Origin of the sequence: Bacillus sp. FSL R7-0166 (assembly GCF_038008935.1) — a bacterium.
GTDB lineage: Bacteria > Bacillota > Bacilli > Bacillales > Bacillaceae > Bacillus > Bacillus altitudinis.
Genome location: NZ_JBBPAC010000001.1, coordinates 1,876,748 through 1,903,149, shown reverse-complemented (window position 1 = coordinate 1,903,149; position 26,402 = coordinate 1,876,748). Strand labels below are relative to the sequence as shown.

The 26,402-nt window shown below is 40.4% G+C and carries 28 protein-coding genes and 1 other RNA gene; 23 read left to right on the top strand and 6 right to left on the bottom strand.

The window, feature by feature from the left end; genetic code table 11:
* The first annotated feature begins 131 nt into the window (after positions 1 to 131).
* From NST01_RS09615 to NST01_RS09580, 8 genes are all read left to right on the top strand, one after another.
* Entirely contained in the window at positions 132 to 344 is a 213-nt protein-coding gene (locus NST01_RS09615; protein WP_017367443.1) for a DUF6501 family protein, read from the top strand.
* Between the two features lie 49 nt (positions 345 to 393).
* Positions 394 to 531 carry a YozQ family protein gene (locus NST01_RS09610; RefSeq protein ID WP_017359491.1) on the top strand — a complete coding sequence of 46 codons (138 nt, stop codon included), beginning with the start codon at positions 394 to 396 and terminating at the stop codon, positions 529 to 531.
* 478 nt (positions 532 to 1,009) lie between these two features.
* Positions 1,010 to 1,351, top strand: coding sequence for a PH domain-containing protein (locus NST01_RS09605; RefSeq protein ID WP_008346505.1), 342 nt, complete (start codon positions 1,010 to 1,012; stop codon positions 1,349 to 1,351).
* Between the two features lie 177 nt (positions 1,352 to 1,528).
* Positions 1,529 to 2,176 (top strand): SDR family oxidoreductase, encoded by a 648-nt coding sequence (locus NST01_RS09600; RefSeq protein ID WP_110487746.1) that lies wholly within the window; start codon positions 1,529 to 1,531, stop codon positions 2,174 to 2,176.
* A gap of 89 nt (positions 2,177 to 2,265) precedes the next feature.
* On the top strand, positions 2,266 to 2,766 hold the full coding sequence (locus NST01_RS09595) for a TraR/DksA family transcriptional regulator (RefSeq protein ID WP_025207496.1): 501 nt from the start codon (positions 2,266 to 2,268) through the stop codon (positions 2,764 to 2,766).
* A gap of 133 nt (positions 2,767 to 2,899) precedes the next feature.
* Positions 2,900 to 3,085, top strand: a non-coding RNA gene (gene ssrS / locus NST01_RS09590) — 6S RNA.
* A 135-nt stretch (positions 3,086 to 3,220) separates the two neighbouring features.
* Positions 3,221 to 5,002 (top strand): DNA helicase RecQ, encoded by a 1,782-nt coding sequence (recQ, locus tag NST01_RS09585; RefSeq protein ID WP_144716671.1) that lies wholly within the window; start codon positions 3,221 to 3,223, stop codon positions 5,000 to 5,002.
* A 256-nt stretch (positions 5,003 to 5,258) separates the two neighbouring features.
* Positions 5,259 to 6,050 (top strand): LysM peptidoglycan-binding and 3D domain-containing protein, encoded by a 792-nt coding sequence (locus NST01_RS09580; RefSeq protein WP_341003282.1) that lies wholly within the window; start codon positions 5,259 to 5,261, stop codon positions 6,048 to 6,050.
* 152 nt (positions 6,051 to 6,202) lie between these two features.
* Here NST01_RS09580 and NST01_RS09575 read toward each other — a convergent pair whose 3' ends face one another.
* On the bottom strand, positions 6,203 to 6,709 hold the full coding sequence (locus NST01_RS09575) for a GNAT family N-acetyltransferase (RefSeq protein WP_019743302.1): 507 nt from the start codon (positions 6,707 to 6,709) through the stop codon (positions 6,203 to 6,205).
* Between the two features lie 204 nt (positions 6,710 to 6,913).
* On the opposite strand from NST01_RS09575, the gene NST01_RS09570 reads away from it, so the two are divergent.
* The 4 genes from NST01_RS09570 (at position 6,914) to prpB (ending at position 11,132) form a co-directional block, all read left to right on the top strand.
* Positions 6,914 to 7,453, top strand: coding sequence for a DUF420 domain-containing protein (locus NST01_RS09570; RefSeq protein ID WP_008346516.1), 540 nt, complete (start codon positions 6,914 to 6,916; stop codon positions 7,451 to 7,453).
* Between the two features lie 167 nt (positions 7,454 to 7,620).
* Entirely contained in the window at positions 7,621 to 8,763 is a 1,143-nt protein-coding gene (mmgD, locus tag NST01_RS09565) for a citrate synthase (protein ID WP_025207495.1), read from the top strand.
* Positions 8,764 to 8,765: 2 nt separating this feature from the next.
* On the top strand, positions 8,766 to 10,202 hold the full coding sequence (locus NST01_RS09560) for a bifunctional 2-methylcitrate dehydratase/aconitate hydratase (protein WP_341041859.1): 1,437 nt from the start codon (positions 8,766 to 8,768) through the stop codon (positions 10,200 to 10,202).
* 12 nt (positions 10,203 to 10,214) lie between these two features.
* Complete coding sequence (gene prpB / locus NST01_RS09555; RefSeq protein ID WP_341003281.1) at positions 10,215 to 11,132, top strand: methylisocitrate lyase; 918 nt, start codon at positions 10,215 to 10,217, stop codon at positions 11,130 to 11,132.
* Between the two features lie 34 nt (positions 11,133 to 11,166).
* Here the strand turns inward: prpB and NST01_RS09550 are convergent, their stop codons facing one another.
* Together NST01_RS09550 and NST01_RS09545 are read right to left on the bottom strand one after the other, a co-directional pair.
* Entirely contained in the window at positions 11,167 to 11,829 is a 663-nt protein-coding gene (locus NST01_RS09550; protein ID WP_017359484.1) for a lysozyme family protein, read from the bottom strand.
* 97 nt (positions 11,830 to 11,926) lie between these two features.
* On the bottom strand, positions 11,927 to 13,252 hold the full coding sequence (locus tag NST01_RS09545) for an APC family permease (protein ID WP_341041856.1): 1,326 nt from the start codon (positions 13,250 to 13,252) through the stop codon (positions 11,927 to 11,929).
* Positions 13,253 to 13,439: 187 nt separating this feature from the next.
* Here NST01_RS09545 and czrA point away from each other — a divergent pair, with 187 nt between their 5' ends.
* Entirely contained in the window at positions 13,440 to 13,769 is a 330-nt protein-coding gene (gene czrA / locus NST01_RS09540) for a Zn(II)-responsive metalloregulatory transcriptional repressor CzrA (RefSeq protein WP_007500691.1), read from the top strand.
* A gap of 35 nt (positions 13,770 to 13,804) precedes the next feature.
* Here czrA and NST01_RS09535 read toward each other — a convergent pair whose 3' ends face one another.
* The gene (locus NST01_RS09535; RefSeq protein ID WP_341041854.1) at positions 13,805 to 14,329 is read right to left on the bottom strand and encodes a mother cell-specific membrane sporulation protein; all 525 of its coding nucleotides are present in this window, start codon (positions 14,327 to 14,329) and stop codon (positions 13,805 to 13,807) included.
* Positions 14,330 to 14,447: 118 nt separating this feature from the next.
* On the opposite strand from NST01_RS09535, the gene NST01_RS09530 reads away from it, so the two are divergent.
* From NST01_RS09530 to NST01_RS09500, 7 genes are all read left to right on the top strand, one after another.
* A complete protein-coding gene (locus NST01_RS09530) occupies positions 14,448 to 15,371 on the top strand; it encodes a helix-turn-helix transcriptional regulator (RefSeq protein ID WP_046343770.1) in 924 nt (307 codons plus the stop codon).
* Positions 15,372 to 15,424: 53 nt separating this feature from the next.
* Positions 15,425 to 15,901 (top strand): GyrI-like domain-containing protein, encoded by a 477-nt coding sequence (locus NST01_RS09525; RefSeq protein WP_056704336.1) that lies wholly within the window; start codon positions 15,425 to 15,427, stop codon positions 15,899 to 15,901.
* A 37-nt stretch (positions 15,902 to 15,938) separates the two neighbouring features.
* Positions 15,939 to 16,658, top strand: coding sequence for an MBL fold metallo-hydrolase (locus NST01_RS09520; RefSeq protein WP_025207489.1), 720 nt, complete (start codon positions 15,939 to 15,941; stop codon positions 16,656 to 16,658).
* Between the two features lie 3 nt (positions 16,659 to 16,661).
* Complete coding sequence (locus NST01_RS09515; protein ID WP_008346533.1) at positions 16,662 to 17,234, top strand: TetR/AcrR family transcriptional regulator; 573 nt, start codon at positions 16,662 to 16,664, stop codon at positions 17,232 to 17,234.
* 151 nt (positions 17,235 to 17,385) lie between these two features.
* A complete protein-coding gene (locus tag NST01_RS09510; RefSeq protein WP_144610212.1) occupies positions 17,386 to 18,267 on the top strand; it encodes a hypothetical protein in 882 nt (293 codons plus the stop codon).
* Positions 18,230 to 18,835 carry a DUF4166 domain-containing protein gene (locus NST01_RS09505; RefSeq protein ID WP_144610211.1) on the top strand — a complete coding sequence of 202 codons (606 nt, stop codon included), beginning with the start codon at positions 18,230 to 18,232 and terminating at the stop codon, positions 18,833 to 18,835. Before NST01_RS09510 ends, NST01_RS09505 begins: the two co-directional genes overlap by 38 nt.
* Positions 18,828 to 20,453 (top strand): YndJ family protein, encoded by a 1,626-nt coding sequence (locus tag NST01_RS09500; protein ID WP_341041849.1) that lies wholly within the window; start codon positions 18,828 to 18,830, stop codon positions 20,451 to 20,453. Before NST01_RS09505 ends, NST01_RS09500 begins: the two co-directional genes overlap by 8 nt.
* Here NST01_RS09500 and NST01_RS09495 read toward each other — a convergent pair.
* Positions 20,450 to 20,929 carry a hypothetical protein gene (locus NST01_RS09495; RefSeq protein WP_007500681.1) on the bottom strand — a complete coding sequence of 160 codons (480 nt, stop codon included), beginning with the start codon at positions 20,927 to 20,929 and terminating at the stop codon, positions 20,450 to 20,452. The genes NST01_RS09500 and NST01_RS09495 overlap by 4 nt on opposite strands.
* A gap of 266 nt (positions 20,930 to 21,195) precedes the next feature.
* On the opposite strand from NST01_RS09495, the gene csaA reads away from it, so the two are divergent.
* The 3 genes from csaA to NST01_RS09480 all read left to right on the top strand — a co-directional run bounded on the left by csaA (position 21,196) and on the right by NST01_RS09480 (position 25,070).
* Complete coding sequence (gene csaA, locus NST01_RS09490; protein WP_017359474.1) at positions 21,196 to 21,528, top strand: chaperone CsaA; 333 nt, start codon at positions 21,196 to 21,198, stop codon at positions 21,526 to 21,528.
* Positions 21,529 to 22,045: 517 nt separating this feature from the next.
* The gene (locus NST01_RS09485) at positions 22,046 to 23,437 is read left to right on the top strand and encodes an MFS transporter (RefSeq protein WP_007500679.1); all 1,392 of its coding nucleotides are present in this window, start codon (positions 22,046 to 22,048) and stop codon (positions 23,435 to 23,437) included.
* Between the two features lie 25 nt (positions 23,438 to 23,462).
* Complete coding sequence (locus NST01_RS09480) at positions 23,463 to 25,070, top strand: glycoside hydrolase family 43 protein (RefSeq protein WP_236797576.1); 1,608 nt, start codon at positions 23,463 to 23,465, stop codon at positions 25,068 to 25,070.
* 47 nt (positions 25,071 to 25,117) lie between these two features.
* Here the strand turns inward: NST01_RS09480 and xylR are convergent, their stop codons facing one another.
* Complete coding sequence (gene xylR / locus NST01_RS09475; protein WP_341041845.1) at positions 25,118 to 26,278, bottom strand: transcriptional repressor XylR; 1,161 nt, start codon at positions 26,276 to 26,278, stop codon at positions 25,118 to 25,120.
* Between the last annotated feature and the right edge of the window lie 124 nt (positions 26,279 to 26,402).

Below are 26,402 nucleotides of genomic sequence, written 5' to 3'. Positions count from 1 at the left end.
ACGCACACAGATGTAAACGTATACATTTATCATATTACACGACATGTTTGAAAGCAATCGATAACACTCATTGCATTTCATGAAAAATTGGCTACAATAAATGTATAGATGAAAAAAGGAGTTTTTAAATCATGATCCATCAAAATTGGCAAACGGCTGAAACGGTAAAACAAGTAAAATGTGTACATACAAATGCGAAAAAATATATGGTTGACCGGGCATTAACGGTTGGACACACATATGATGTGAAAAATGAAACAGAGGAATTCCTCTTTGTCGTTGATAATACGGGTAAAGTAGGCGGGTACTACAAAGAGTATTTCGAAGACAATTCTGCTGAATGATTTTGATGGTCATCACTCATACTAAGAAAAACAGTAAAGGGTGATGAAGATGAAAAAGCAACAGCAAGAAGAGCAGAAACATCAAAATGCTTGGCATGACAATGAAGATGCTGATATGGCGATTACACTTGAGCAGATTTCTGATGTGTATGCCGAAGGAACGATTGATACCCCAAAAGATGAATAGTCATTTAAAACAGTGATTTTACATAATCACTGTTCAGATTGTTGACAAAGGGCTAAAATGAACTTTATTTTAGCCCTTTGTCTTCTTTTCAGCGTGATAGAAAACCTTTGCAGTCTAGGAAGGACAGCTACTTTTGCGGAGCGAATTTGCCATTCGTGAGCACCAGAGCGCAGGACTGACAAAGGATGCGAGGGTTTGTCTACACGCTGAACAGTGATTTTACATAATCACTGTTTTTTTATGGTCTCATAACGAATGATTTCTTGAAAAAAACTGAAACTTTTTTCCTGCTTTAACAGTCTAAATAAGTAGAGGAAAGAGCATCGGATCAAAAAGAAAAAGTTAAATGAAATTTAATCTATTCGTAATGGAATAACGACGATTTATAGCGTATTCTATAAGTGAGAATAAAACGTACCCACAGAGCCGTGTGGCCGTTTTGTCATAAAGGAATTTGATGCAGGAAGAGGGGGTTTACGTGGGTATTTTTTCTGTCAGTAAACAAAATGATCATAAAAAATTCGAATCCTTATTAATTGAAGGAGAAAGAATTGAGGCTGTTTACAGACTGCGTCACGACCAAATTTGTTTCACTAATAAACGACTGATCTTTGGCGATAACCGCGTATTTTCTAAAAAGAAAGTCAGGGTCTCCTTGCCGTATCGATCAATTGAAAGTTTTGCCATTCAAGAAGCTGGCGTGTTTGATCAGGACACTGGTATGCTGCTTGTTACAAGCTCAAAAGTATTTGAACTCGATTTTTCTAAAGATACAGATTTGAGTGACGTGCAGGCCATTTTAACAAAACATCTTTGCTGATCAACGATGCGATTACATAGATCACATGCACTTTTCTCATTCTTTGTTCTTATTTTTATCTATCGCATATCCCTTGAGCTTTTCCCAACACAGTGGGGAAGGCTTTTTTCTATTCGTGTGTTTGAATCACATCAAAAAAGGATAAAGATGAAACAGATACAGAAAGGAGAATGAACAATGAAAGTATTAGTTGCTGGAGCAAACGGACATACAGGGAGACTTGTCATTCGATATTTAAAAGAAAAAGGACATGAGCCACTTGCTCTCATTCGAGATGAAAAACAAGCAGATGCGCTAAAAGAACTTGGGGCAGAGCCTGTCATCGGTGATCTTGAAAAGGATGTGACAGATGCTGTGAAGCAAGCAGAAGCTGTCATCTTTGCAGCTGGTTCAGGCTCAAAAACAGGTGCAGATAAAACCATCGCTGTTGATCAAGAGGGGGCAAAACGCCTCGTTGATACAGCCAAAAAAGAAAATATTCAGCATTTTGTGATGCTGAGTTCTTATAATGCCGACGATCCTCATCAAGGAAAAGGACAAGGCAGTATGGAGATTTATTATGAAGCGAAAAGAAAAGCCGATGAACATTTAAAACAGTCTGGTCTTTCTTACACCATTGTGCGGCCAGGAGCACTGCTGCATGAGGAGAAGACAGGGAAAATAGAAGCGGCGGCTCATATTCCAGACGATCGTGACATTGAGATTTCAAGAGAAGATGTAGCCACTGTCTTAGTGGAAAGCTTAACGGAATCCAATGTGAAAAATAAAGCCTTTGACTTAATCAAAGGTGATACACCAGTAGAAGAAGCACTTCGTAATCTTTAAATGAAGAAAGCTGCTGCCAAAGGCGGCGGCTTTTTTGATGTTTTCATTTCGCATGGAGCGGGAAGGTAAAGAGAAAGGAGTGATTGACCGTGAGCTTAACGAAAGAGCAAAAAGCTGATTTATATGAAAGACTTATTCAATTAAAAGAAGATGTGAAAGGATCAAAAAAGAAAGAAGAATCCATGCTGGTCGAATCGAATGAGATTTCAAATGGTGTTGGAAACCATATCGCAGATCACGGAAGCATCTATTTAGATCGCATGACCGAACAGACGCTGGATCAAGTCGACGATCAGCTCGAAGGTGAAATTGATGCGGCGCTTAAGCGGATGGAAGACGGAACATATGGAATTTGTGAAAAAACAGGAAAAGACATTCCATATGAACGTTTGAAAGCAGTACCCTATACTCGTTATTCAATTGATGCAAAGAAAAATGAAGAAACCAATCAAGATCCAAATGAATTTGACCGTTCGTTCTCTGAGCAAATGCGTGATTTAACAAATAGAGAAACAATGGATCAATTACATTCAGATACGTATGAAAGGCTAGAAGAAGAGCAAGATGTTGATGTAGATGAGGAAAAATAACATGATGAGAGGAATTTATGTTTTCTCAACATAATGTTTTCCTACGTCTACATGGACAAAAATCTTGTATACATGAGTATTTTTTTAGAAAAAACATATCTTGAAATTTAATAAACTTTCGTGTAGTATAGTTTAAAGGCTGCGATGTGCGTAATGTTAATTAAGTTTTAACCTTTAAGCTGTAATAGGGAGTTTTATATTGAAGCCGGAATGTCACGCCTCCTTCGAGAGGAAGACAGGAACGTTTCTGCAAACACCCACTTTGAGGAGTGGTGGTTTAAAACTTTCTTACTTAGATTACGGCATCCGCAGCTTTTCCTAGGATGATTCAAGCCATTTTCCATTTTTGGAAAATGGCTTTTTATTTTGTCCAAAATACGATTTTGAACAGACCGAATGTGCATGTACAAATGTATGTTAAAATAGACAAAACAAACGACGGAGAGGGAATTGGATGTTACAACAAGCAGAAGCACTTCTTAAACAATATTATGGCTTTGATGCTTTTAGACAAGGACAAAAACAAGCCATTGAATCGATTGTGAATAAACGGAAGGATACGGTCTGCATTATGCCGACAGGCGGAGGGAAATCGGTTTGCTATCAGATTCCTGCTCTTATGATGGAAGGAACGACAATCGTTGTATCTCCGCTTATTTCTTTAATGAAAGATCAGGTTGATGCGTTAAATGAGATGGGAATACGATCGTCCTTTTTAAATAGTACACTTTCAGCAGGTGAAATGAATACAAGGCTGAAAAAATGTGAACAGGGGGAGTATGATTTGCTTTATATCACCCCTGAACGCTTACAAAATGAACGTTTTTTTCAGCTGCTTGATCGATTGACGATTCCTTTAATGGCTATTGATGAAGCGCACTGTATATCTGAGTGGGGACATGATTTTAGACCGAGCTATCGCTTTATACAAGAATGTGTAAACAAGCTTTCAAAAAGGCCTGTTATTGTAGCATTAACAGCCACTGCTACAAAGAAGGTCCAACAGGATATATGTGAGCAACTTGGCATGGACGAAGAAGAAACAATCTTTACTGGTTTTGCTAGAGAAAATTTGTCTTTTCAAGTGGTGAAAGGGCAAAACAGCGACCAATTCATCACACAATATATGAAGAAAAACAGTCTTGAGTCAGGCATTATTTATACAGCCACACGAAAAGAAGCAGATCAAATTTATCATCGTCTAAAAAAGCAAAAGATCAAAGCGGGTGTTTATCACGGAGGATTAGATGATGAAGTCAGAGAAGAACAGCAAAATCTTTTTTTAAATGATGATATTCAAGTAATGGTAGCTACATCTGCATTTGGTATGGGGATTAATAAGTCTAATGTACGTTTTGTCATTCATCATCAAATTCCAAGAGATATTGAAAGTTACTACCAAGAAGCAGGACGTGCCGGGAGAGACGGGCTTGAAAGTGAATGCATTTTGCTGTTTTCACCGCAAGGCGTACGCGTGCAGCGCTTTCTCATTGAACAATCAACAGAAGATGAATTGCGGTATCAGCATGAATTGCTCAAGTTGAGACAAATGGTAGACTACTGTCATACGGAACAGTGCCTTCAGCAATTTGTGATGGATTACTTTGACCAATCATCAAGTGCCCCTTGTCAAAAATGCAGCAACTGTCTAGACGAGAGAGAGCGTGAAGACGTCACGAGAGAAGCACAAATGGTTTTGTCATGTACCGTTAGAATGAACGAACGATTCGGAAAAATGATGATAGCTCAAGTATTAGCCGGCTCTAAAAACAAAAAAGTACTTGATTTTGGTTTCGACCGGCTTCCTACTTATGCTTTAATGAAACAGCATTCAGCCCAACATATTAGTGATTTCATTGAATTTTTAATTACAGAAGAGTATTTACACATGTCTGAAGGAGCTTTTCCAACACTAAAAGTGACACAAAAAGGAAAGAAAGTGCTAGTGGGGCAGGAGACCGTCTATAAAAAGCAGGCGATAAAGGCAGAGGCTATTCAAGAAAATGATGCATTATTTGAGCAGTTAAGAATGGTCAGAATGAAGTTGGCAAGAGAGCAGGGCGTTCCGCCATTTGTTGTCTTTTCTGATCAAACATTGAAGGAAATGTCAGCAGTAGAGCCTAAAACAGAAGAAGAACTTTTAAATATTAAAGGTGTCGGCGCACAAAAAAGAGAGAAATATGGAGATGTTTTTTTAGAAGAAATTCGTTTATTTATAGAAAAAGAGAAAAACTAAAGAGTTTGAAGAAGGAAAATAAATTTTTTTCGTTTCATTTGGACGCGTTTTCATCATGATGATTTCCATCCCTACAAAACCTTGATATGATGCGGAATTGAGCCATTTAGTGGGCTGATTTACCAATGGAGAGAGATGTTTCATGTAAAGGAACTGTAATCTAAAACATATCGTTTTGTTATTGAAATGACATTTACATATGTTACGATAGCACTCGTTAGCCGCCATAAAAAGCTAACAAGGGAGGATTTACTTTATGAAGAAGACTATTATGTCCTTGGTTGCTGTTGCAGCAATCTCAACAACAGCATTAGGAGCACAGCAAGTTTCTGCAAAGGAAATCACTGTACAGAAAGGTGATACACTTTGGGGAATCTCTCAAAAAAATGATGTGTCTCTAAAGGACCTAAAGGGTTGGAACAATTTATCTACAGACATGATCTATGTAGGAGATAAATTGACAATCTCTTCAAAAGAGAAAACTCAGGAGCAGTACAAAGTCCAGAAGGGGGACAGCCTCTGGAAAATCGCTCAAAAATTCAATGTGTCAATTAGCGATATTAAGTCTTGGAATAACTTAAACTCAGATATAATTATGATTGGTTCAACACTAAGTGTTGCTGGTCAAAGCTCAGCTCCGGTAAGCTCAGAACCTGTTCAAAAACAGGCACCTGTCCAAAAAGAGCAAACAACGAAAAAAGCTGCTCCTAAAAAGGAAACAGCTAAAGCAGAATCATCTTCTGCTAGTCAAAGTGTTCAAAAAGAAATGACTGTAACGGCTACGGCTTATACAGCAAATGATGGTGGCATCTCAGGTATCACTGCAACAGGGGTAAACTTAAACAAAAACCCAAATGCAAAAGTAATCGCAGTAGATCCTAATGTCATTCCATTAGGAAGTAAGGTTTATGTTGAAGGCTACGGTGAAGCCATCGCAGCAGATACTGGCGGCGCAATTAAAGGTAACAAAATTGATGTACACGTACCAAGCAAATCCCAAGCTAAAAATTGGGGCGTAAAATCAGTCAAAGTGAAAGTACTTAACTAGTAGTCTATTGTTTTTGGAAGAAAGCATCAGGTGGCGGCCTGATGCTTTTATTATACCTTTTTTTGGCCGGAAATACACATATTTTTCTGAAAAATTCGCATTTTCGACAAAAACCAGCGTATAAGCCCATCTCAACGCTGGTTTTTGTGTCGTTAGCTGTCCACCCAATAAATTTCTCCGCTTTGCTCTTTCCAATTAATTTGGACATCAAAATGGTGTTTTTCATAAAAATGAATCAGGCGGTCCACATGGTTCCAATCTCTTTTGACGAGATCCCCAGTAATGACTGGAATGTTTTGCTCTCTTGCGATTTCTTTTAAATGCTTCATACAGATGGATCCATAGCCATTATCAGGCGGGCCTTTAATATCGGCAATGTGAATCTTTCCTTCTTCAGGATATTCCGCGATCAAGGAAAAATCAGATTGTCCGCGAAAAGCTTTTTCACAATCGCTTAACATGATTTTGCACGTCTCTGCATTCTCAATTGCAGAGACGATCATCCATTCATCTTCCTTCGCTTGATCAATGCCAATAATCTTTGCTTTTTTTGAAATATCTTTTATATTTTCTTGCATTCGATACATCTGGAACTGCAACTGCTGTAATTCTTGCTCTAATGTCTTCACATCTTTTGTTGTTTCCTGTAAGATTGACAAGTCTATTGCTCCTTTCATAGAAGAGTTGATAAAAACCACACAAATTCCCATTCTAAAGGAAGTGAGTGGATCTTTCAAGCCGCTAGAAGGCAGGCAATCGGCAAGTTTGTCTAAAATTCGACGAAGACAGCGAATTCATTGACTTTAGAGAGAAAGTTAAATAACATACTCTTAGTCGGAACTAATAAAGAGAGGTTTTCAAACATGAACGAACAGAATCAAAAACCGAAAAATTTCACCGGCATTGTTGTCTTTTTAACAATTGCCATAAACGGCTTAATTGCTTTATTATTTTTCATGCCAAAAACAGATAAATTTAGTCATCTGGATATTACATTTCTGCCGTTACTGAATGCCGTGATGAACAGTTTTACGTTTATCTTTTTACTTTCAGCGCTCATTATGATTAAACAAAAGAACATTAAAGCCCATAGACGATTTATCTTTGCGGCTTTTTCAACAACACTTGTCTTTTTAATTTCGTATGTGACGTATCATTCAATGGCAGCTGATACACACTTCGGGGGAGAAGGAATCATTCGTCCGATTTACTTCTTTATTCTCATCACACATATCGTCTTATCTGCCGTCATTGTACCGCTTGCACTGATCACTCTCTTTAGAGGCGCACAAATGCAAGTCGAACGTCATCGTAAAATTGCCAGATGGACCATGCCTCTTTGGCTCTATGTCAGTCTAACAGGTGTCATCGTATATATTATGATTTCTCCATACTATAGCTAACGTATGTCCATCTGGACATACGTTCTTTTATTTACAAGATGAAGTGCTTTGGATAAAATGGGAATTGGGTATCCGACTTGCACGGTATCTTCCCACCTATAGAATCACATCATGTCTGGCCGTTTGCTCGTTTGGAGAACACAATTGAACGAAACGGGGGTTATATGATGACTGAACAATTGCAGTACAAACCGGGGCTTGAAGACATTGTGGCAAGCGAAACGTCAATTTCGTTCCTAGATGTCCAGCAAGAAGAAATTGTGATTCGCGGTTATGACCTCATCGAGCTGGCACAAAACAAGACGTACTTAGAAACAGCCTATCTGCTCATTTATGGAAGATTACCAGATGCAATGGAATATCACCAATTTCAGCAAGATATTTCCTCACAAACAAGCTTACATCCAACCATTCAAACCATTTTGACAAAACTGCCAAAAACCACTCACCCAATGGATGCCATGAGAACGTGTTTATCTGCTCTTGCAGGGTACGATGAACAACTGAATGATCGATCAGAAGCATGCCAACAAGCGCGTGCCGTTCGATTACTTGGCCAGCTGCCAGCGATTGTTGCGGGAAGCTATCATATTCTCACACAAGACACCACACCTACTCCAGACCAGACCAAATCCTACACTGAAAACTTTCTAGCGATGTTAACAGGCCGCACTCCGGCACAAGACGAAATCAAAGCATTTGACCAAACACTCACGCTTTATAGTGAGCATGAGCTGCCGAATTCAACATTTGCAGCAAGAGTCATTGCATCTACTCATTCTGACATGTATGGTGCTTTTACTGGAGCGATTTCTTCATTAAAAGGTGACTTACACGGAGGCGCAAACGAAGCAGTCATGCACATGCTGCTCGAAGGCAAAACAACAGAAGGTTTCCTTGCGCTCATTGAACGTAAATTAGCCGCAAAAGAAAAAATGATGGGCTTTGGACACCGGGTATACATGAGAAAAATGGACCCAAGAGCGGCTCTTTTAAAAAGATCGTTGAAAACGCTTACCGAATCAAAAGGAGACACGACGCTTTATGACATGTGCGTCGCAGGCGAGGCATACATGAAAGAAAAGAAAAACCTCTATCCAAACCTTGATTATTACGCAGCACCTATTTATTACGTGCTCGGCATTCCTATTTCACTTTATACACCGATTTTCTTTGCTGCGAGAGCAAGCGGATTAGCAGCGCATGTCATCGAGCAGCATTCACACAATCGGATTTTTAGACCGAGAGTAAGGTATTTAGGACCAAGAGGATTAAAAGTCTCAAATGATGATGGAAAAACGGGGGAATGAATATGAATAAAACAGCAGTAGCCAATCAAACAGATCAACTATTAGAAGATATCGCAGCCTATGCCGTGGATGGAGAAATTACGAGCAAAGAGGCCATTGAAACAGCTAGGTATGTACTCATGGATACACTCGGCTGCGGAATGCTGGCGCTCAACTTTCCAGAATGCACGAAGCATCTTGGACCCATCGTACCTGGAACTGTTGTCCCTAACGGAGCAAGAGTGCCCGGCACTTCATTTGTATTAGATCCTGTTCAAGCGGCTTTTAATATAGGATGTATGATCCGCTGGTTAGATTATAATGACACGTGGCTTGCACAGGAGTGGGGCCATCCCTCAGATAACCTGGGCGGGATATTGGCTGTAAGCGATTATATCAGCAGAACGAGGCTTGCAAACGGAGAAGAACCGCTTTCGATGAATGACTTACTGCATGCGATTGTAAAGGCACATGAAATACAAGGTGTGCTTGCTTTAGAAAATTGTTTGAATCGAAATGGCTTGGATCATGTTCTTTTTGTCAAGGTGGCATCAAGTGCAGTCGTTTGTGCAATGCTTGGCGGAACGAAAGAAGATGTGCAGCATGTGTTATCACAAGCATTTGTGGATAATTCACCGCTTAGAACGTACCGGCATGCCCCGAACACAGGATCAAGGAAATCGTGGGCAGCAGGGGATGCCACAAGCCGTGCAGTGAGACTAGCGATGATGACATTGAAAGGAGAAATGGGCTATCAGACGCCCCTCAGTGCAGAAAAGTGGGGATTTGAAGATGTGTTAATGAAAGGAAAACCACTTACACTTGCCCAGCCGCTCGGGTCATATGTGATTGAGAATGTACTCTTTAAAATTGCCTATCCAGCAGAATTTCATGCGCAAACTGCCGCTGAGGCCGCTGTCATTCTACATGACGCGGTAAAAGACCGTTTAGATGAGATTGACAGGATTGAGATTACGACACATGAATCAGCCATTCGAATTATTGATAAAAAAGGACCGCTTTACAACCCGGCAGACCGTGACCATTGCTTGCAGTATATTACGGCCATTGGGTTAATCTATGGTGAGCTGACCGCTGATCATTATGAAGAAGAGACGGCGCAGAATCCGCTCATTGACCGTTTGCGTGATCAAATGATCGTCAAAGAAGATAAACGGTATACAGAAGACTATTTAGATCCGAAAAAGAGATCAATTGCAAACTGTGTTCAAATCTTCTTTAAAGACGGAACGATGACAGATCGAATTGAAATTGAATATCCGCTTGGTCATCGCAGAAGAAGGCAGGAAGGGATCCCGCTGCTTGAAAAGAAATGGGTATATCATTTGAAAACGAGATTTCCACAAAAACAAGTCGATCAAATTGTTTCACTTTGCCAAAATCCAAATCAATTAAAAACAACGACAGTACCAGCATTTATGGATTTATTTGTCATATAAGGGGGAGCTAGTGTGTGGATCTTGAATGATGAAGTAAATCAAGCTGACTTAGCCGCAGCTTTTAAAGAGCAAATGCACAAATCCGCTTTATTTCAAATTCCAGGCGTTCACGATGGAATGTCTGCGCTCTATGCGAGGAAAATGGGATTTCAAGGGCTTTATTTATCGGGTGCCGCTTTTTGCGCAAGCAAAGGGCTTCCTGACCTCGGTATGATTCATTCCACTGAAATGGCGGAAAAGGCAAAGGAAATCATTCGAGCTTCTCAGCTGCCTCTTTTAGTTGATATGGATACTGGCTATGGCGGTGTATTAAATGCAGCCAGGGCAGCAAAAGAAATGGTGGAGAGCAAGGTAGCGGCTGTTCAAATTGAAGATCAGCAAATGCCGAAGAAATGCGGACATTTAAACGGAAAATCACTCGTTTCTGTAGAAGACATGATGGCGAAAATCAAAGCGATCAAACAAGCGGCACCTACACTTCTCGTCATCGCAAGAACGGATGCGAAGTCAGTAAACGGGATGGAGGATGTCATTCACCGGGCGAATCTCTATCTAGAAGCAGGAGCAGATGCCATTTTTCCTGAGGCGCTGATCACAGCAGAAGATTTCACGTATGCTTCAAATAATATAAAAGGGCCGCTTCTTGCAAACATGACGGAGTTTGGAAAAACACCTTATTATCATACAGACGAATTTTCTATGTTTGGCTTTCAAATGGTGATTTATCCAGTGTCATCCCTGAGAGTTGCTGCAAAAGCGTATGAGCGTTTATTTACAGAGATTAAGGAAAAGGGGACTCAGCAGGGGATGCTGGAGGACATGCAAACGAGAAAAGAGCTATATGAAACGATTCATTATGATGAATATGAAGAAATGGATCAGCATTTAGCCAAAACGATCCTGCCGGAAATCGGGAAAGAGCATTCATAAAATGAAAAGCACTTCCTAAACGGAAGTGCTTTTTTTACGATGATGGTGTGGATGATGAAGCCAATTTCATCTTTTCTTCAACTGTTTTCGTTTTTTCTTTTACTTTTTCAGCATAAGTGAAATCACCGTAGCAATACGGATAGCGGAAGTTATCTTTGTCGCCCCCGCATGTATAGACTTCAGGGTTTCGCTTCACTTGCTTTTTGGAGTATTGCTTTGCCAATTTTTCGGAATGTTTTCCCCCGTTTTTTGCAACAAAATCAATATAGCCGATTCCCATGTTATAGCTTTGAATAATGGTTTCCAAATCAACGCCTTTTTTCTTCCCATGCTTGTACATGGTTGAAAAATGATGGACTCCTTGTTTAATGCTTTTCTGAGGGTCATTGATTTCATTTCGTTTCAAACCAAGAGATTCAGAGGACTGCATTGGATCTCCGCCTCTGCCTTTTGATTCCTGATACATCATACCGAGAATTAACGCGGTATATTGATCTAAATCTTGATCTCTTAACTCTGTTTCTACAAGCGGTTTGTAATCATCCAGTCTCGACAAAACAATTGATTCCGTATCAATCGGCAGCTTTTTTAACTCCTTTTGATTAAAGGAAATGACAATGGCCGCTAATACGCAAACAAACAGAAAAATCGTGAAACAGCCTGAAATGGCAAAACATCCTGTTTTTTTCTTTTTCAAGGTCAGTTCACCCCTGTTTTGCCCCGCTTTTAAAAGGGAAGTACAGCCTTTATATTATGCCATATCCTGCACAGGATACCAAGTGAAAACCTTATATTCAATCATAGCCAAACGTAAATTCTATTCTTGTTTTCAGTCTATAGCAGAAATAAACAAAACCGATCATGAGCCACACCATGCCGATGATTAATGCATTTGTACTGATGCTTGTTAAGAGCCAAATACAAAAAGCCGTTCCGCAAAGAGGGATGATGGCATACCTCAGTGTGTTTAATACACCTCTTTGTTTTTGTTTGATGAAATAGTAAGCGAAAACAGACAAGTTAACAAACGTAAATCCAATTAATGCCCCGAAGCTGATAAACGAGTAAATGACCTCAAGCTCACCAACAACTGCGGTTAACGAGAAAACACCAATTAATAAAATATTAAATACAGGCGTTTTCAATGTTGGGTGAATATAACCGAAGAAACGCTTTGGTAATGATTGATCTCTTCCCATCGCATACAAGAGTCTTGCGGCACTCGCATGTGATGATAGGGAGGAAGAGATGACAGCGACCATGGTGCCGGCTAAAAAGAATGAGTGGAGAAACGCGCCACCCACAAATTCTGCAATTTCAAGTGATGCCGCATCTGGATGCTTGAACTGTTGAAAATTTGGAAACACCTGCTGTAAAAAATAAGAGGTGAGGGTAAACAGCACACCTCCAATAGCGACCGTTAAAAATATGGCGAGAGGAATCGTTCTTTTTGGTTTAATTGTTTCCTCAGACATGGTCGAAATCGCATCAAATCCTAGAAAAGAAAAACATAAAATCGTTGCGCCGGAAAAAATAAGGGCGGGATCTAAGCTCGCTGAATAAAACGGACGGGTTGACAGTAACTCTCCCGTGCCTGCATTCTGCGTGAGCCCATAAACAATAAACCCAACAAATGTCACAGCGACAATCACCTGAAAGGTCACAAATAGCGCTGTAATGTTGGCTGTAAGACGTATACCGATTACATTGACAGTCGTTATGGCGATAGCAAGTATGATGATCCAAATGTAATGAGGTACATCAGGAAAGGCTGCGGTTAAATAAGCACTTCCGATTGCAAAATTCACCATAGGCAAAAATAAATAGTCTAGCAATAGTGTCCAGCCTACAAGAAAGCCAACGTGAGGATGAATACTTTTTTGCGCGTATGTATATGCAGATCCTGCTTTTGGAAAAGCCTTCACCATATTCCCATAGCTAAGCGCTGTCAATAGTAATGCCAGTAAAGTAAAGATATAAGCTGCAGCAACGTGTCCTTTCGTCAGCTGAGCAACAATGCCGTATGAATCAAATACGACAAGTGGGTCCATATAAGCAAGCCCGATCACAACAAGTGGAAAAACAGTCAGGCTGCGTTTTAGTCTTGGCTCTTCAGTCAATTTGCCTATCAGCTCCTCTAAAAAAATGAATAAATAATGCTCATTTTAAAAAGAATGCTACCACGTGTCAATGCTATTTGAATAAATCTTTTTTCAAAAGGTGTGGAAGCTTTGCATGCTACACGTTTTGGTATATGATGATACATAGAATAAGTCGTGAGTTGACTGACAAGAAAGGTGAAGCGAAATGAAGGAAGAACTGAATACAAATCAAGAACAGGAACGGATGGAGCTGGACGAAGAAAGTCTATTTCTTGTCTCCCAAACATTTAAAGCCTTATCTGATCCGACGCGTATTCGTATTCTGCATTTGCTGTCTCAAGGTGAACATTCAGTAAATGATATAGCAGAAACACTAAACCTTATGCAATCAACCGTATCTCATCAGCTGCGCTTTTTAAAAAATCTTCGTCTCGTGAAATCTAGACGAGCAGGGACCTCGATTTTTTACAGTCCTGAAGATCAGCATGTGATGGAAGTGCTTGAACAAATGATACACCATGCACAGCATGATTGAGAAAAAACCTTCCTACTTCTATATAGGAAGGTTTTTTATGCATGATGTACATGGGTTGATCGTTTATTTGCTTTCATCATTTGATAAGAAAACACAATATAGTAAGCCGCTAGAAGGAAAAAGCTGAGTATTGTCAACGCATCATCGCTGACAATATGCTGATACAATTCAACGATATCCATTTTGGTGATCGCATGTGTTGTCAGATTGACCGATTTAAATGCAAGCCTAGATAAAAACAAACATAAAATAAAGCTTTCAATCCATTTACTTGTTTTCACATACAGCCGGCCATTTTCTAATTTCATTTGAATCGTCTGATAGGCATGAACGGCGAGACTGCTCCCGAAGATCATGCCAATGACGGCATAGATAAAAATACTGTGATTTTGCCATCCTTCTGATAAGAGAATAAGGGCAGTGAGACTAAATACATACATTCTCATGAAAAGATTTACCGGGCGCACAAGCTGATAGCGTCTCATTCGATTCATTCGAATGATGATCCAGACGAGCATGACGATCCCGATCATGAACAACTGCCATACGTGATGTGTCATGATGCAACCTCCTCCTGCACAGGCAGGGATGTAAACGAATGCTGGCTGTTACTTATCATTACCATTCTTTCTTTTTTTATCAAATCAAAACCTATATTTATGAAAAAGAGGAAAAGTCATGAAAATCGATCGCATTTTGTCCATTGTGATGATACTGATTAGCAAACGGCAAGTACAGGCGAAAGACCTCGCTGAACTACATGAAGTGAGCGTAAGAACCATATACCGTGACATTGATACGATTAATCAAGCGGGGATTCCAGTTGTCACAAAACAAGGCGCAGGGGGTGGAATTTCACTCGTTGACGACTATCGTCTAGAGAAAAAATTATTCACCGATGATGATATTGAACTGATTTTAACAGCTCTTGAAAGCATTACGAGTGCATACACCTTTAAAGAAAGTGAACATGTACTAAAGAAAATGAAATCCCTGATCCCGCCTCAAAATGAGAAACAGCAACATGTCTTTATTGATTTAAGCTCTTGGGGGAAAGACAGCTACTTAGAAAAGAAGCTCCAGCTCATTCATACCGCTGCCTCAGCGCATCAATATATCCAGTTCACCTATCGCAATGCAAAAGGCGAAACACTTCCTAGAAAAGTAGAGCCTTATACACTTGTCTTAAAAGGAAGACACTGGTATTTGTATGCGTATTGCTGCGTGAAAAAAGCGTTTCGCCTGTTTAAACTCAAAAGAATGTCAGACCTTATCACGCATTCAGTATCTTTTCTTCCTAAACGAATAAAAAATGAAGACAAGCCTTGGAATGATTCTTGGCATGAAGAACCTTCCGTCAGTACACTAACGCTCAGGTTGACTCAAGATTCTGTTGGTAAAGTGAAGGAATGGATAGATGAAAATGAATTCACCGTATGTGCAGATGGTACGTATCTTGCCACAATCACTTTGCCTCAGGATGATTGGTTATATAGCTTTCTTTTTTATTTAGGGCCAGATGTCGAGATTGTCTCTCCGCTATCCGTTCGGGAAGCATTTGATCTCAAGTTGAAACAATTTCAAAAACCAAAAGGAACTTGACACAATGTTGTCAGGTTTCTTTTTATATGATGGAAAAAAGGAGATGAGAATGTATGTACGATATCGTGATTTTACAGAAACAATGGATCAAGGGATTATCTGTTCGAACAACAAATGAAATGGAGCAAACAAACGAGCGGAAGATTGCACCGCTTTGGCAGCAATTTTTCACGCAGCAGCTCGACGGAGGCCATGCGCCAGTCATAGGGCTGTATTCAGATTATGAAAAGGATGAAAATGGCGCTTATTTGTTCACAGCGGGGCAATTGGTTGACCAGCAGCTAGCACAAGATGCAAAAGAGATTCCAGGCTCCACCTACGCAAGATTTCAAACGAGAAAGGGCCCGATTGAAGAGGTTGTGTTTGAAACATGGCAGCAGATTTGGAGTTGGGATCAGCGTTATTTGCGAACATATACTGGCGATTTTGAATGGTACGACGAACGATCAATTGATCCAAAAGAAGCGCAAGTTGATATTTATATTGCAGTCGATGAAAAAATAGTTGCTAAAACTAATACTATTAGTTAATATAAAACTAACGACATTAGTTTTAGGGGGAAACAAGATGAGATTGACAACATTTGACCGTTTGCACCAGCTTACACTCATGCCACGTATTTTTCCGGTAAATTGTTATGTATTTGAGGAAGAGAATGAACTCATCTTAATTGATGCAGCTTTGAAAATGGCAGCAAGCTCGATCATTGAATTTGCACATCAATTAAACAAACCCATTAACAAAATTATTCTGACTCATAGTCATATGGATCATATTGGCGCACTAGATGAAGTGAAAAAGGCTTTTCCAGAGGCAGTTGTTTATTTATCGAAACGAGATGCTCGCCTGTTTGCTGGCGATTTCTCTTTACTTCCTGGTGAACCGAAGAAAAAAGTCAAAGGCAGTTTTTCAAAAGACATTCTCACAAAACCAGACGTGCTTGTTGAAGAAGGGGACGAGATTGGGTCACTTAAAGTCATTGCCACACCAGGACATACACCAGGAAGCATCTCTTTATACGATGAAAAGTCAGGGGTTGTCATTGCGGGAGATGCAGTTGTGACAAAAGGCGGTTTATTTGTAACGGGTGAGTTTCGCTTCACCTTCCCATTCCCGGCTTTTGCCACTTGGGATGCAGAAACAGCACTAAAAAGCGCTGAAAAATTACTGGCACTTCGCTTGTCTTGTCTCGCAGCAGGACATGGTGATCTCATCATAGAGCCTGAGGCAAAGCTCAGAGCTGCTATCGAAAAAAGGAAGCATCAGCTACAAAAGGGAGGACAGTAAGCCATGTCTCCAAGAATGGGTATCACACAAGAAAAAATTGTTGAATCTGCCATCGAATTTGTCGATGAGGAGGGCTTTTCCGCTTTGACCATTGCTACATTGTCCAAACGGCTTAACATCAGACCACCATCTCTTTACAACCATATATCCGGTCTTCATGAAATACAGGCAGCTCTTGCTGTTAAGGGGCTGACAATGCTTTGTGAGGCCGGCAAACAAGTTACAGCGGGGCTGGAAAAAGAAGACGCTGTTTTAGCATTTGCAAGACAATATGTTCAATTTGTTCGTCAGCATCCCGGCCTTTATGAGGCTGCTTTTTCACATATGAATGAAAAAGAAGTCAGTGTGGCTGCAGAGAATCTTGCTGATTTTGTCCAATCCATCATGTCTCGTTTTGGTGTAAAAGAAGAGGACATGACGCATGTCGTCAGAGGGCTTAGAAGCTTACTGCACGGCTTTGGAGATATTTCAAACAAAAAAGGATTTCAACGGAAAGAACAGCTTGAAGATAGTGTGAGCTATGCGGTCCGTCTTTATATTGCAGGCATCAAAGAGCAAGAAGATCTGTCTCATTGACAGGTCTTTTTTATGTATCGAACTGATATGATGAAGGAGATGTAAACGAATCAAAACATTTTTTGGGCAAAAAACCAATAAAGATTTGACAGTTTTGTGAAACATGGTATGCTTATTATGTGAAATAATTCACATAGAGGAGTAGAGGCAGATGAAAAGAAAGCCTGTTTATGTGGAAACAACCATTCAAGCACCTATTGAAAAAGTATGGGAGTATACGCAAAATCCAAAGCTTCATGAACAATGGGATTTGCGATTTTCGACAATTTCATTAAATGGACCTAGTCATGAACAGCCCCAATCCTTTTTGTATGAGAAACACCTTGGATTCGGCATTAGTGTAACTGGGACAGGAGCGTATCGAACGAGCGTGAAGGATGAGCGTCATGAAAGAGCATCCTCACTTCAATTTAAATCATCACACCCTTTGTCTTTCATCAAAGAAGGCGGAGGGTATTGGAAATACATGAAAACGAATGATCACATTGTGTTTCAAACGCAATTTGATTATGAAACAAAGGAAGGAAAAGGGTGGAAATGGGCAGACCGTTTGTTTTTTCGACCAATGATGGGGTTTATGACTGCCTTTAGCTTTGGCGCATTAAAGACGTGGCTTGAAAAGGGCACGCATCCCCGTTTGCTGCTAGAGAGAACACTTGCCCATTATGGCATTTGTTTGTTGTTTGCCATCGTCTGGTTATGTCAAGCGATCATTCCTTTTTCACCTTCTGCTTTTGATCATAGCACCGGATTTCGATTGTTTTATGCGCTATTAGGTGTATCATGGCTCATGCCTAAACTGCCAAAGAAATATATATTCATCCTTCAAAGCATCTTTCTGCTACTGATGCTTGGTATAGGGATTTTATCGCCAGAAACGACTCTGCACGAGCCGCTGGTGCTGAGTGCATTTTTCATTTTATCCGTTGCAGGAATGATCAATTTAAAAGATTGTGTAGATGTGTTTTCGATCAAACGAAAAAGGGGAGGTAGACATGGTCGTTCATCATCATCAAGTAAAGGACTACGATAAGCTGCATCCAGCATTAAAAGAACGTTATAACCGCGCGTTTATGGCCGAAGGCATCATGGAGGAAATAGGAGGCGGCACAAAGCTCATCCGATTTTTATTCAAAGTCGGTCCATTGTTTCGCTGTTTTTTTCCTGAAAGAGGGCGAAATATTCCCTTCCAAATTGTGAACAAGCCTTTTACGACAAGTAAGGGAGAAGAAGGGATGCACTGGTTTCGAACGTTCTATTTTCCTGACAAGGAAAGACATTTTGATGCAGATATGATCATTGATCAGAAGAGCCATCAAGTACTTGACTACTTTGGAAAGCCTAGGCTTCTTGTGTCAGAGCTCCATTTTACAGTCACGGAAAAAGGGTTCTTGCACATTCAATCAGGTAAGCAAAAGTTTTTGCTGTTTGGGCGGGAGTGGCCACTGCCTTCTTGGCTTTATGGTGAATCTGATGTAACAGAAGGTTACGATGAGCATGCAGGTGAGTATACCATTGATGTTCAAGTGAAAAATCGCCTTTTTGGCACTCTTTTTACTTATAAGGGCCGGTTTACGGAAAGGGTGTCACCTCATGAATAAATGGCATTTGATGTGTAGCATCATGTTGCTGTCCTGCTTTCTCGTTACCCGTTTGACGACAGCTCCCATACCAGAATTTTTTGTTTTGATTGCGATGTTATTTTTTCTTCCCGCTTTCTTACACTTTTTTTATCAGGAAGAGAAGAAACGGCAGCAGAAGGGGCTGATCGGCTTCATAATGAAAGCCTTTCCAGTAGCAGCTCTATGTGCAACAGGCGCATTCATCTATCATTCTCTTTGGCTTGCATTGGGATGGCTTTTCTTTACAATGATTCTGGCTTTATTTGGTTTCACTCGTTTGCTGAAAAGAGGGGCCCATCCGCTTCATGAGCTGATGATCGATGGCGCATGTATGTATATCGCTCTAGGTGGGCTTTGGTTCTGGCTGTACATAGCAGATATACAAGTGATGACATTTTCACCGATGATTGTACTTTTGACCGCTATTCATTTTCATTATTCGGCTTTTTTTATCCCTATCTTTTATGGATTATTGGGGAGGCAGCGGAAAAAAGAGACGACGCTATACAAACTGGGTGGCTGGGTTATTTTACTGTCGCCAGTGATGATTGCTGTTGGAATCAGCTATTCTCGCCTGTTTGATACGTTCAGCGTCGTTTTGTATGTGATCGCACTTTATTTGTATGGAGTTTTATGTATGAAAACTTCTTTTCGTTCAACTGTCGCAAAAGGGTTCGTTGTGTTTTCTAGCATCATGTTAATGGGAACGATCGTCCTATCATTCCTTTATTCTGCCGGAATGCTTTTACATGTTACCTACATCAGCATGGATCAAATGATTTGGTTTCATGGCAGTATCAATGCAAGTTTGGTTATTTTACCAGGCCTCATAGGATGGTTGATTGAAAGACCAGCTGATCGATTGAAACAGAAGGATTTTCCGGTATCGAGAGTTCACGGTCGTTTTCAGATCATGTCATTTCAACATGACGACATGCAGCATGATGAGAAGATTGGTTTAGTCGATTCTCTTGACCAATTAAATGGAAAGGCATTTTCAGCAGAGAGTGTGTCACCTGTTATTCGCAGATTTTATGAAGACCCGATGTCCTTTACGTTAAAAGCAGCCGTCTGTTTTCATTGGTGGGTAAGGCCGTTTGTCTTTTTGCTTCAACCTGTTTTTAGACAAATAGGACAGCTCTATTTAGGGTTATCACGAATGCCATATGAAATGCCGGGGAGTCTTTCAAGATTTCAACATCCTCTTGAAGAAAGGGAAAATGTACGTGTGTGGATCAGGCGCAATGAGAAAGGCGAGCAAGTCTTTTATGCGCTCTATGCCCAGCACCATGATGAAGAGACAGTCTATATGAATATTGCTTTGCCGCTTCCTTTTTCACAGCTTACGGCTATTTTAAAACCTTTGAATGAAAAGGAAGATTTTCTATTAAAAAGTAAAAGTCCAAATGGCAGTACGGGTGATGAAGGATTGTATTTGCATACGTCTTTCATCACCATGAAACTGCCAATGGAAGAAAGCTTTCATATGAAACCGGAGACGGAAAAAAGTCTCACAGCAATTCATCAAATGAAGCTATTCGGCATTCCTTTTTTAACGATTCAGTATCAAATCGACAGTGAAAGCCACTCATTTTAATCAATGATGTCACATGGTTCACCGTGCCGAATGATGTTCACAATCGCTTGCCCATCACTCGGATGATGATCTGCATACTGGACTGGCAGCAGTGCAAAAAATACATAGTAGACTGAGAAGTAAGCAAATTGATAGAAAAATTGATGTTCTGGCAGGAAATCGTTGGCGATCATTGTGTTCAATATGAGAACACTGAGCAGGTTGCATAATGATCCGCCTAAGTAGACAAGAATGTGTGAGAAACGGTTATTTCTCCTCATTTCTTCATAGTGGCAAAATGCATCTAGAAAATAGATTCTTCTAATTTCAACGACGCCTATTTTCAATACTTTTTTGCCTCTGCCAAGTGCAAACGAAACCTTTGCTCCAAACAGCCAGGCGACTACAATGTGACCCAGCTGATGCAAGATGGCAACGATAGGAAGAATGACGAAAAACGACCAGCAAAACGTCCACATATCTGATAATGTAAACAAGTGTTAACCCTCCCCGAAATATTCGAGAGGAAGCAGTAGGATTATTTGCCATTTTACCGAATTCATTTTCATGATGCAAATATTTAATAGACTACTATAAAATCATTATGTAAACTAAAAAGGATTTTCAATGAATAGGCTTTTTAACCCTTTCTTTTAGAAGAGTAGGGTGTGCTACAATAAAGAAATTAGTGGAAGACAAGTGGTCATCCAGCAGAAGAAAAATGTGACCTTTTTTATGAAAGATTGAAAGGAGAGAGATTCTAATGGCAGATATTGAACAGTTTTTAGCGTTAGACATTCGCGTTGGGACGATAGTAGAAGCAGCATTTTTTGCAGAAGCAAGAGTGCCTGCTTTCAAGCTGAAGATTGACTTTGGGGATGAGATTGGCATAAAACAATCTAGTGCACAGCTGACAAAACGTTATCAGGCTGAGAATCTCACTGGGAAACAAATTATTGCAGTGGTCAATTTCCCACCAAGAAGAATTGCCGGGTTTAAATCAGAGGTACTTGTCTTAGGAGGCATGCCGTCAAAAGAAGACGTTGTTTTGCTTGCCACCGATGAGCCGGTTGAAAATGGCACCAAAATAGGGTAAGAAAAAAGACATCTTCATCAGAAGATGTCTTTTGCGTATTGAGGCGGAATAACCACACGCCACATTCGTGTGTGTCTCAAAGAGACATGTTACCCGACTTACACAATTCAGCTCATCGCTTGATTAATATAGCATGGGATCAGTATGAATGCAACCATTATTTGAGTTCTCTTTGTCTTTGGAAGATAAAAAGAAGGTTCATCTCCTCATATCATAGAAAAAATGACAAGAAATCAATTATTTGGATTATTTTTTCAAAAAATATTGAAAAGTCAGATCATATTTTATAAAATGAATTCATCTTAGTTTGTTTAATCGATAAACTAAGATGGCGATCATCTATTGATCTATTGTTTAAAGCACATGATTTGCTGCTATGTGGGCTAAGCTGAAAGAAAGAGCTGTTCAGCTTCATTTTTACAACGAATTGAAAGCGCTTTATTTTCGACCTATTGATTGCTGCTGCCCTGCACCATCTGTCCGTTAGAAGAGGCTAAGTGAAGAAGGGAGAAAACTCATGGTGAGTGAGAATTTAAAGAAGATTCGTATGTCTGAAAAAGTGGGGTATGCTTCAGGAGATTTCGCATGTAATTTAATTTATGCAACTGTCTCTACGTATCTATTATTTTTTTATACGGATGTGTATGGATTATCAGCAGCAGCAGCAGGGACGATGTTTTTGGTGGTTCGGGCCATCGATGCGCTTGCAGATCCGTTTATTGGGGCGATGGTTGACCGAACGAACAGCCGTTTTGGCCGGTTTAGACCTTATTTGTTATTTGGTGCGTTACCTTTTGCCGTTCTTGCTATTCTTTGTTTTACGACACCGGATTTTTCCGAAATGGGAAAACTCATTTATGCGTACATCACGTATGTTGGTTTATCGCTTACATACACGTTCATCAATGTTCCTTATGGTGCTTTAACTTCCGCAATGACAAGAAATAACCAAGAGGTCGTCAGTATTACGTCTGTTCGTATGCTTTTTGCAAATCTCGGTGGTTTAGTTGTTGCTTTTTTTGTTCCGTTTCTTGCGACGTTTTTGAGTGATACAACAGGAAATACAGCACTTGGCTGGCAGATCACGATGGCATTTCTCGGTGTACTTGGGGGCGGATTACTGATTTTCTGTTTTAAAAGTACGAATGAGCGCGTCACACTTCAAAAGCCAGAGGAAAAGATCAAGTTCAGTGATCTCTTTGTCCAGTTACGAGTGAATCGTCCGCTTGTTGTGTTAAGCATTTTCTTTATCATTATCTTTGGTGTGAACTCGATCAGCAACTCAGTCGGGATCTATTATGTGACGTATAACCTCGGCAGAGAAGATTTAGTGAAGTGGTACGGCCTGATTGGCAGTCTGCCAGCTTTAATGGTGCTGCCGTTTATTCCAAAATTGCACAAACTATTAGGAAAGAAAAAGCTGCTGAATTATTCATTATTGCTGAATATTGTAGGCCTTCTTGCATTACTTGTGATCCCGCCGAGTCAAATCACTTTAATACTTATTTTCAGGCTCGTTGCGGCTGCAGGGAGTATTACAGCAGGTGCTTACATGTGGGCACTCATTCCTGAAACCGTTGAATATGGCGAATATAAAACAGGGAAAAGAATGGGTGGACTGATTTACGCAGTGATTGGCTTCTTCTTTAAATTTGGGATGGCCTTAGGCGGCATCGTTCCAGGGCTTGTCCTTGACCGATTTGGTTATATTGCAAATCAAGTGCAAACACCAGAAGCTTTACTGGGCATTTTAATCACGACAACGGTGATTCCTGTATGCTTACTCATTTTAGCGATGGTTGATATTAATTTTTATAACCTAGATGAAGAAAAACATAAAAAAGTCATACGAGAGCTTGAGAATAGAGACAAGGTGTATATCGATCATATGGACGATTTTAAAATGTAGTTCTCTGAAAGAGGAGGAAGTTCAATTGAAGATTACTAATCCAGTGCTCAAAGGATTTAACCCTGACCCAAGTATTTGCCGTGCGGGAGAGGACTATTACATGGCGGTTTCTACATTTGAATGGTTCCCGGGGGTGCAAATTTATCACTCGAAGGATCTCATCCATTGGCGGCTCGCCGCGCGTCCCTTGCAAAAAACTTCTCAACTCGATATGAAAGGAAATCCTGATTCCGGCGGGGTATGGGCACCGTGTTTAAGTTATGCGGATGGTCAGTTTTGGCTCATCTATTCAGATATTAAAGTAGTAGATGGTCCGTTTAAGGATGGTCATAATTATTTGGTCACAGCTGATGCAGTAGATGGTGAGTGGAGCGATCCGGTTCGGCTCAATAGTTCTGGGTTTGATCCTTCCTTGTTCCATGATCCAAGCGGAAAGAAATACGTGTTGAATATGCTGTGGGACCATCGAGAAAAACATCACTCCTTTGCAGGTATAGCCTTGCAGGAATATAGTGTATCTGAAAAAAAACTGGTCGGTGAGCGGAAGGTCATTTTTAAAGGCACGCCAATCAAACTGACAGAAGCCCCGCATCTTTATTACATCAATGATGTCTATTATTTATTAACAGCTGAAGGGGGAACACGTTACGAACATGCAGCCACAATCGCCCGTTCCTCGCGTATTGATGGGCCGTACGAGGTTCATCCTGACAACCCAATTTTAACGGCTTTTCATGCGCCTAGCCATCCACTACAAAAATGCGGGCATGCTTCCATTGTACAAACGCATACAAATGAATGGTATTTGGCTCATCTGACTGGCCGCCCAATTCATTCAAGTAAGGAATCCATTTTTCAGCAAAGAGGCTGGTGTCCTTTAGGAAGAGAGACAGCCATACAAAAGCTTGAATGGAAAGATGGCTGGCCGTATGTGGTAGGCGGAAAAGAGGGGCTTCTAGAGGTTGAAGCGCCTGCGATGAGCGTAAAAGAGTTCTCTCCAACCTATCACATAGTCGATGAATTTAAAGATTCATCGTTAAATAGACATTTCCAAACATTAAGAATCCCATTTACGGATCAGATTGGTTCAGTGACGGAAAATCCTCATCATTTAAGGCTGTATGGGCAGGAATCTTTAACGTCTAAATTTACCCAAGCGTTTGTTGCGAGGCGCTGGCAAAGCTTTTATTTTGAAGCAGAGACAGCGGTTTCCTTCTTTCCGAAAAACTTTCAGCAAGCGGCAGGTCTTGTGAATTATTATAATACGGAAAATTGGACTGCACTTCAGGTGACTTATGACGAGGCGCTTGGCCGTATCCTTGAATTATCTGTGTGTGAAAATCTGGCCTTTTCTCAGCCGCTAATCAAAAAAATCATCATCCCAGACGAGATTCCGTATGTGTATTTAAAAGTGACCGTTAAGAGAGAGACGTACGCGTATTCTTATTCTTTTGATCAACAAGAGTGGGAAAAAATAGATGTACCGCTTGAATCGACCCATTTGTCAGATGATTTTATTCGAGGAGGGGGGTTCTTTACAGGGGCTTTTGTCGGAATGCAGTGCCAAGACACAAGCGGCGAACATCTGCCTGCCGATTTTAAGTATTTTCGATACGAAGAAACAACTGAATAAAAAAAAGACAACACTCTAAAGGCTGTCTCTCTTTAACATGTATTCCATTATGGTGAAGGCGTGACATCACGCAAAAAAGCTTCAGTGACAAGAGATGTCATCCCTAAGGCTGGTGCGTTTTGTCCTAATGACGAAGGGAGCAGCTCCACCCGTGAGCTGAATTGTGCATCCATTCTAGAGGATACTTCATCTTGAATGACACTTAGAACGGTCTGCTCAGATTCAATGACCTTGTTTCGTAAAATAACGGCTTGTGGGTTGAAGGTATGCAGAACGTTTGTGAGACCTACCCCAATGTAAAAGCCAAAGTTACGCAAGGCATTGAGTGTTTTCATATCATTTAACTTCGCCAGCCGCTCAATATCTTGATAGGTGAATGGCTGACCATCTGTTTGGAGCGATTGGAACAGTGCTTTCTCAGATGCATACAGTTCCCAGCAACCACGATTTCCGCAGCTACATGTCGGTCCATTAAAGTCGATCGTCATATGTCCCATTTCACCAGAAAAACCGTTTGTGCCTCTATATAAATGATGATTGATAATGATGCCTATTCCAATACCAGTGCCGATACTTGCATAGATCAGATGGTCATAATGTTTAGCAGCACCGAAGATTTTTTCACCGTAAGCACCGGCATTTGCTTCATTCTCGATAAAAATCGGTACTTGGAATGTGTCTTGGAGACTTGTTTTTAGATCGACATTTTTCCATTTTGAATGAGGCGTAAACACAATTTGCTCATCTGCATCGACCAGACCTGGTATACAAATGCCTATACCAATCAGCCCGTATGGAGAAGAAGGAATGTGTGAACGTAACTGCTGAATCAATTCAATTAATATTCGGACGGTCACATCAGGTGTGCTGGATGGGAGCTTGAGCTGCTCATTATGGATAATTGACCCTTCAAGGTCTGTTAAAATGCCGTTGACATAATCAACACCGACATCAATGCCCATAGAGTAACCTGCACGTTTATTAAACATGAGGAGCACGGGTCTTCTTCCGCCGCTAGATTCGCCTTGACCGATTTCATAAACAAGATGTTCTTTCATTAAAGTACTCACTTGAGAAGAAACGGTCGATTTATTTAACCCAGTGCGTTCAGATAATTTTGCTCTGGAAATTGGTGCATGGTGCAGAATTTCGTTTAGCAATAGCTTTTGATTTATTTTTTTCACAAAGTTCTGATCCGCAATATCCATTGTATCCACTCCATTTGTTTCGTCTTTAGATTAAGTGAAGAAAAGCCACTTTTTATCGTGTTCATTCTCTATAAAACATGCTTTTCATTTTATTATAACGAAAATATTTCTAAAAAACTAAAAA

Coding starts and splice junctions, on each gene's coding strand:
- NST01_RS09530 (WP_046343770.1), top strand. CDS start 14,448: ATGAAAATCGATCGCATTTTGTCCATTGTGATGATACTGATTAGCAAA.
- NST01_RS09615 (WP_017367443.1), top strand. CDS start 132: ATGATCCATCAAAATTGGCAAACGGCTGAAACGGTAAAACAAGTAAAA.
- NST01_RS09580 (WP_341003282.1), top strand. CDS start 5,259: ATGAAGAAGACTATTATGTCCTTGGTTGCTGTTGCAGCAATCTCAACA.
- NST01_RS09610 (WP_017359491.1), top strand. CDS start 394: ATGAAAAAGCAACAGCAAGAAGAGCAGAAACATCAAAATGCTTGGCAT.
- NST01_RS09515 (WP_008346533.1), top strand. CDS start 16,662: ATGTCTCCAAGAATGGGTATCACACAAGAAAAAATTGTTGAATCTGCC.
- NST01_RS09510 (WP_144610212.1), top strand. CDS start 17,386: ATGAAAAGAAAGCCTGTTTATGTGGAAACAACCATTCAAGCACCTATT.
- NST01_RS09500 (WP_341041849.1), top strand. CDS start 18,828: ATGAATAAATGGCATTTGATGTGTAGCATCATGTTGCTGTCCTGCTTT.
- NST01_RS09600 (WP_110487746.1), top strand. CDS start 1,529: ATGAAAGTATTAGTTGCTGGAGCAAACGGACATACAGGGAGACTTGTC.
- NST01_RS09505 (WP_144610211.1), top strand. CDS start 18,230: ATGGTCGTTCATCATCATCAAGTAAAGGACTACGATAAGCTGCATCCA.
- mmgD (WP_025207495.1), top strand. CDS start 7,621: ATGACTGAACAATTGCAGTACAAACCGGGGCTTGAAGACATTGTGGCA.
- NST01_RS09570 (WP_008346516.1), top strand. CDS start 6,914: ATGAACGAACAGAATCAAAAACCGAAAAATTTCACCGGCATTGTTGTC.
- NST01_RS09520 (WP_025207489.1), top strand. CDS start 15,939: ATGAGATTGACAACATTTGACCGTTTGCACCAGCTTACACTCATGCCA.
- NST01_RS09560 (WP_341041859.1), top strand. CDS start 8,766: ATGAATAAAACAGCAGTAGCCAATCAAACAGATCAACTATTAGAAGAT.
- csaA (WP_017359474.1), top strand. CDS start 21,196: ATGGCAGATATTGAACAGTTTTTAGCGTTAGACATTCGCGTTGGGACG.
- NST01_RS09535 (WP_341041854.1), bottom strand. CDS start 14,329: ATGACACATCACGTATGGCAGTTGTTCATGATCGGGATCGTCATGCTC.
- recQ (WP_144716671.1), top strand. CDS start 3,221: ATGTTACAACAAGCAGAAGCACTTCTTAAACAATATTATGGCTTTGAT.
- NST01_RS09525 (WP_056704336.1), top strand. CDS start 15,425: ATGTACGATATCGTGATTTTACAGAAACAATGGATCAAGGGATTATCT.
- NST01_RS09485 (WP_007500679.1), top strand. CDS start 22,046: ATGGTGAGTGAGAATTTAAAGAAGATTCGTATGTCTGAAAAAGTGGGG.
- czrA (WP_007500691.1), top strand. CDS start 13,440: ATGAAGGAAGAACTGAATACAAATCAAGAACAGGAACGGATGGAGCTG.
- xylR (WP_341041845.1), bottom strand. CDS start 26,278: ATGGATATTGCGGATCAGAACTTTGTGAAAAAAATAAATCAAAAGCTA.